Below are 5675 nucleotides of genomic sequence, written 5' to 3'. Positions count from 1 at the left end.
AGGACTCGAACCTACGACCTTTGGGTTATGAGCCCAACGAGCTACCAACTGCTCCATCCCGCAATATATCTTTATTTCTTTTGAAATGTCTTCTTGAACGCGGGTGCAAATATAATACCTTTTTTTTAAACTGCAACTTCTCTCAAAAAAAATGAATAAAAAAAAGGACGGCACAAGTACCGTCCTTCTGGCGTATATTAATTCTCACCCTCGGAACTAGAGTCCGAAAGTCTCTTTAATCGTATCAACAAAGTCGAGTTTTTCCCAGGTGAATAGTTCCAACTCTTTGGTAACCTTACCACTATATGGCGACTCGAAAGTTTTTGTAATGGTTTTTGGCTCGCGGCCCATGTGGCCATAAGCTGCCGACTCCAAATAAATCGGGTTACGCAGTTTCAGGCGTTCTTCAATGGCTGCCGGGCGAAGATCGAAAATAGCTTTTACTTTTTCTGCAATTTCTCCGTCGGTGATACTTACATTCGAACGGCCGTAGGTATTTACAAAAACGCCCACCGGCTGGGCAACACCAATGGCATAAGCCAGCTGCACCAAAATTTCGTCGGCAACACCTGCTGCCACCAGGTTTTTGGCAATGTGACGCGATGCATAAGCAGCCGAGCGGTCAACTTTCGACGGATCTTTTCCCGAGAAAGCACCTCCGCCATGAGCTCCGCGGCCGCCGTATGTGTCAACGATAATTTTTCGTCCGGTTAACCCGGTATCGCCGTGTGGCCCGCCAATAACAAATTTACCGGTCGGGTTTACGTGGTAAATAATGTCGTTGCCAAACAAAGCCTGCACTTCTTCCGATAACTGTGCTTTTACGCGTGGAATAAGAATATTGATCACATCATCCTTAATTTTTGCCAGCATGGGCTCATCGGCATCAAACTCGTCGTGTTGTGTCGATACCACAATGGTATGCACTTTCACCGGCTCATTCGAGTCGTTATACTCAACAGTTACCTGCGATTTTGAGTCGGGGCGCAAATAAGTCATCACCTTACCTTCGCGGCGGATAACGGCAAGCTCCTGCAAAATTTTGTGCGACAGATCGAGCGTTAACGGCATATAGTTTTCAGTGTCTTTACAGGCATATCCAAACATCATTCCCTGGTCGCCCGCACCTTGTTCGTTTTTTTCTTCACGGTCAACACCGCGGTTAATGTCATCACTTTGTTCGTGAATGGCAGTTAAAACACCACACGAATCGCCATCAAAACGGTAGGCGGCTTTGGTGTAGCCAATCTGGTTAATTACGTTTCGCGTAACTTCCTGCACATCAACATAAGCCTGCGATTTTACCTCGCCGGCAACAACAACTTGCCCGGTTGTAACCAGTGTTTCAATGGCTACTTTCGAGTTCGAATCAAAAGCCAGAATCTGGTCGAGTAATGCATCTGAAATCTGGTCGGCTACCTTATCCGGGTGGCCTTCCGATACTGATTCGCTTGTAAATAAATAATTCATAAAATCCCTTTTTAAACTGAAGTTAATCAGTACATTAAATACTAAATTTTAAAACTGCGGGATATTCGATTGATATTGAAAAATGCGATTGTTTTAGCGTTTTTTTCATGTGGTTGCAATCAATCTCAAATCTTTCCACGTAGCGTTGGCAAATGTAATAGGTTTATTTTGAATAAAAAAGAACTTGTTTAAAATTGTTCTTAATAAGGAATTGTTCGAAGTTAGCCCATCATCAAGAAATCGTTCCCTTCCACATAATTCCGTTCCTGTAAAAAGGCCCTGATCTTTTCTCCGGCACCGGCATTTGTTACCATCGACACAATAAACAGCTGCCCGGGGTGGGGAAGGTCCTGGTAGAATCGGGCATCGGGTTTTGTTTTTTTAATGTCGATATAACCCTCGATATTCAGCGCATGTTCTTGCAGAAAAGCACTCCGTTGGCGGGTTTTGCGCCCGGCCCCCCAAATCCAGATGTTGGGGTGAAACGGGTTGTGGTGCTCCGACCACTGTTTAAAATAAAAGGCTTTGGTTTGAAAAAAAGCTTCGGTCGAATATCGCTCATCGGTGCGGGTTAAGCGGGTGGAAAAGTCGTGCCACTCCAGCAACTTTTCGGGTAGTTTAGCCATTTTGGCTCCGTGGCTCAGGTAGCGCAGTTGCATTTCATAGTCTTCGGGGAAATTGCCATCGCGGCAGCCCCCATATTTATCAAATAACTGCCGACGAAAAAAGATCGTTGGGTTAATTACCGGAATCTCAATAAACTGCTTCAGCGCAATTTCTTCAGGCGTGTGAAACGAGTTTGCCCAATCAACAAATCGACGGAAGCCTTTATTTTCTGCGATGTGCGGAACATATTCAACCTCGCTGCCTAAAAAGTCAATTGATGGATTATTTTCGAGGTAGTTGTATTGTTTTTGTAGTTTTTCCGGATGGGCAACATCATCAGCATCCATGCGGGAAATAAACCGGCCACGGGCGTTTTTTAATCCGCAGTTCATGGCATTGGCGACTCCTGTTGTGGTTTCGTTAAGCAGTCGGATACGTTTGTCTGTGTTGGCCAGCGCACTGACAATTTTCAGGCTAGCATCTGTTGAATTGTTATTGATCAGCAGCAATTCAAAACCGCGGAATGTTTGATTTAAGATACTTTCAGCTGCGGTCTTCAATGTCTTTTCAGCATTGTAAAACGGAAGGATAACAGACACTTTGGGATTTGTCTCACTACTCATTACTAAAAATCTCAGGTCTGATTACGGGTAAGCTGATGGAAAACGTTTTCCAGGTTTTGTTGCTTTTCAAAAAGGGTAAGCAGCGTGAGTTTATTGGCAACGGCAAACTGAAAAATGTGCTGCCGGATGTCGGCTTCATTTCCGGCTTCAATTTCCCAGCCCAGTTCGTTTTGCGTAACGCTGTTTACGCCGGGGATTTGTAAAAGCTGATCTTCCGAAACATTTTCTTTAAAACCTGCAATTACAACTTGATTTTGAATATTGATTCCGGCTTTTACATCCTTGATATCGCCATCGGCAACAATCTTTCCCTTGTTGATTATAAGCACTCGGTTGCACACAGCTTCCACCTCCTGCATAATGTGCGACGACAGAATTACCGTTTTCTCTTTGCTTATCTCTCGGATCAATGTCCGGATTTCTTCCAGCTGGTTAGGATCGAGGCCGGTTGTAGGTTCATCCAAAATCAATATCGACGGATCGTGAATTAAAGCCTGTGCCAAACCCACCCGCTGGCGGTAACCTTTCGACAGGGCACGTATCTTTTTGTGCTGCTCAATTCCCAACCCGGTAAGGTCGATCATTTCAGCAATGCGTTGTTTTTTGTTCTTCAGGTGGTAAAAACCGGCGGTTATCTCCAGAAATTCCTTCACATAAAGGTCGGTGTAAAGCGGATTATGCTCCGGCAAGTAACCAATTTGTTTTTTATATTCGAGGTTTTGCCCCGAAACTTTCTCCCCGTCAATCAAAATATCACCTTCATCTTGTGGAAGATAACCGGTAATAATTTTCATGGTAGTAGATTTGCCGGCTCCGTTAGGCCCCAGAAAACCAACCAGTTCGCCTTTGTTTACAGTAAAACTAATCGAATCGAGTGCTTTCTGTTTTCCAAACAATTTTGTGATATTCCTTGTTTCAACAATCATAATTAAAGAATGCAAAACAAAAATAGAGGATTCTTTTTATTTTAGAAGCATTACTTTAAATTTGCAGTTCAGCTTAACAGATTAATTGATGAAGGATCGTAATTTCAACTATATTAAAGATTTAACCCGCTATCAACGTCAAGAAACAATTGAAGTGAACATTGGAGGAGTTCCCGTTGGTAGTAGTCAGCCTATCCGGATTCAAACAATGACCGATACCAATACTACGGATACCGATGCTACAATTGAGCAGATTATCCGCGTGGTAAAAGCCGGTGCCGACTATGTTCGTGTAACTGTAAAGGGCTTGTCGGATGCGGAAAGCCTTAAGGTTATCAAAAAAGAACTGGTTGACAGAGGGTATAATACACCGTTGATTGCTGATATCCATTTCAATCCGAAACTGGCCGAAGTTGCCGCTCAGTACGTATCGAAAGTGCGTATCAATCCGGGAAATTTCTATGATAAACGTGCACAGTTTAAAAATAAAATCTACACCGACGAAGAATACAAACAAGAGCTTGATATTATTGAAAAGCAGTTTGTGCCGTTTATAAAAATGCTGAAAGAAACCAAAACCGCCATGCGGATTGGTGCCAATCACGGATCGCTTTCCGACAGGGTAATGAGCCGCTATGGCGATACGCCGGCCGGAATTGCCGAATCGGTGATGGAATTTCTGCGCATTTGTAAAAAGGAAGATTTTAACAACGTTGTGGTATCGATTAAGTCGAGCAATACGCGTGTAATGGTTTACACCGTTCGTTTGCTCAACTTTAAAATGCGTCTCGAGAATATGAAATTCCCGATTCATTTGGGCGTTACCGAGGCCGGCGAAGGCGAAGACGGACGTATAAAATCTGCCGTTGGAGTTGGTGCCTTGTTGAGCGATGGAATTGGCGACACCGTGCGCATTTCGTTAACCGAAGCACCGATAAACGAAATTCCGGTGGCCCTGAAACTGGTAAATCATTTTAAACGCTACCAGAATCACGAGCCGATTTCGGCACCAATGATTGCACAAACCAACCCGTTTGAATACGAGCGCCGCGATACACGGCCGGTACTCAACATGGGAGGACAAGAACTTCCGGTGGTAATTGCCGATTTGGGCGACAGAACCTTACGCGAAATGATCCCGATCCGCGGGAAACTGGTTCCTGACTACTTTATTTCGGGAAACAAAATACTCGATATACAAGGCGAAGAATATCCGGTAATTACGCTTGAAGAGTACTTGTTTGAAAGTACCCGCTGGGGACGGATGAAATTTATTCGTACCAACAAAGCGGAATTCGACCGGTTTATGGATATGCACCCCGAGATCATCATGAAATTGAAGCAGACCCGGAAAACGGTATTGATTCTTGAAAGTTACAACGCTAATCCGATGGCTGAGTTGAGAGCATTCTTTATGTCGCTTGAAACCCACATTTGGAAAGTGCCTGTTATACTTTACCGCCGCTACAACGAAAGTCGTTTGGATGATCTTCAGATCACTGCTTCGGCCGATCTTGGAGGTTTGCTTATTGATGGTTACGGCGATGGAATTTGCCTTTCGAACGATAACGAAAATATTACTTTCACCGAGTTGAAAGACTTGAGTTTTGGTATACTGCAGGCCAGCCGCATGCGTGTTACCAAAACCGAATTTGTTTCGTGCCCCGGTTGCGGACGAACCCTGTTTAACCTGCAGGAAACAACCCGTGCCGTTAAAGCACATTTTAAACATCTCGACCACCTGAAAATTGGTATTATGGGTTGTGTGGTAAACGGTCCCGGCGAGATGGGCGATGTGGATTATGGTTTCGTGGGAGCCGGCAACAACAAGGTAAACCTGTATAAAGGTTTGAAGCCTATAAAACGCCACATTCCTTACGAAAATGCGGTGGAAGAACTGGAGCAGCTGATTCGCGAGAATGGCGACTGGAAAGATCCTGAGGATTAATGTTTATAGTATTATATAGTGGAAAAGGATCCGATCTTTTATAGGTCGGATCTTTTTTTTAGTCAATTTCAAATTTATAGACAGCTTTTAGATGGGGCTGTT

Annotated in this window: 4 protein-coding genes; 1 reads left to right on the top strand and 3 read right to left on the bottom strand. The window is 44.0% G+C overall.

All coding sequences use genetic code 11. The features are described from left to right. Positions 1-216 precede the first annotated feature (216 nt). The 3 genes from metK to gldA all read right to left on the bottom strand — a co-directional run bounded on the left by metK (position 217) and on the right by gldA (position 3625). A complete protein-coding gene (metK, locus tag ABZB17_RS19705) occupies positions 217-1470 on the bottom strand; it encodes a methionine adenosyltransferase (protein WP_372652825.1) in 1254 nt (417 codons plus the stop codon). A 221-nt stretch (positions 1471-1691) separates the two neighbouring features. After that, positions 1692-2699 carry a glycosyltransferase family 2 protein gene (locus tag ABZB17_RS19700; RefSeq protein ID WP_372652823.1) on the bottom strand — a complete coding sequence of 336 codons (1008 nt, stop codon included), beginning with the start codon at positions 2697-2699 and terminating at the stop codon, positions 1692-1694. A gap of 11 nt (positions 2700-2710) precedes the next feature. Continuing rightward, on the bottom strand, positions 2711-3625 hold the full coding sequence (gene gldA, locus ABZB17_RS19695; RefSeq protein ID WP_372652820.1) for a gliding motility-associated ABC transporter ATP-binding subunit GldA: 915 nt from the start codon (positions 3623-3625) through the stop codon (positions 2711-2713). A gap of 88 nt (positions 3626-3713) precedes the next feature. On the opposite strand from gldA, the gene ispG reads away from it, so the two are divergent. Then, the gene (gene ispG / locus ABZB17_RS19690; RefSeq protein WP_372652817.1) at positions 3714-5573 is read left to right on the top strand and encodes a (E)-4-hydroxy-3-methylbut-2-enyl-diphosphate synthase; all 1860 of its coding nucleotides are present in this window, start codon (positions 3714-3716) and stop codon (positions 5571-5573) included. The last annotated feature ends 102 nt before the right edge of the window (positions 5574-5675 follow it).

Origin of the sequence: Draconibacterium sp., from assembly GCF_041583095.1 — a bacterium.
In the GTDB taxonomy this organism is placed as follows: domain Bacteria; phylum Bacteroidota; class Bacteroidia; order Bacteroidales; family Prolixibacteraceae; genus Draconibacterium.
The sequence above is the reverse complement of the archived record's forward strand: the minus strand, read 5'-3'. Positions and strand labels throughout refer to the sequence as shown.

Bases quoted from the DNA above. Each gene is read 5' to 3' on its own strand.
- ABZB17_RS19700 (WP_372652823.1), bottom strand. From the start codon at position 2,699: ATGAGTAGTGAGACAAATCCCAAAGTGTCTGTTATCCTTCCGTTTTAC.
- ispG (WP_372652817.1), top strand. From the start codon at position 3,714: ATGAAGGATCGTAATTTCAACTATATTAAAGATTTAACCCGCTATCAA.
- gldA (WP_372652820.1), bottom strand. From the start codon at position 3,625: ATGATTGTTGAAACAAGGAATATCACAAAATTGTTTGGAAAACAGAAA.
- metK (WP_372652825.1), bottom strand. From the start codon at position 1,470: ATGAATTATTTATTTACAAGCGAATCAGTATCGGAAGGCCACCCGGAT.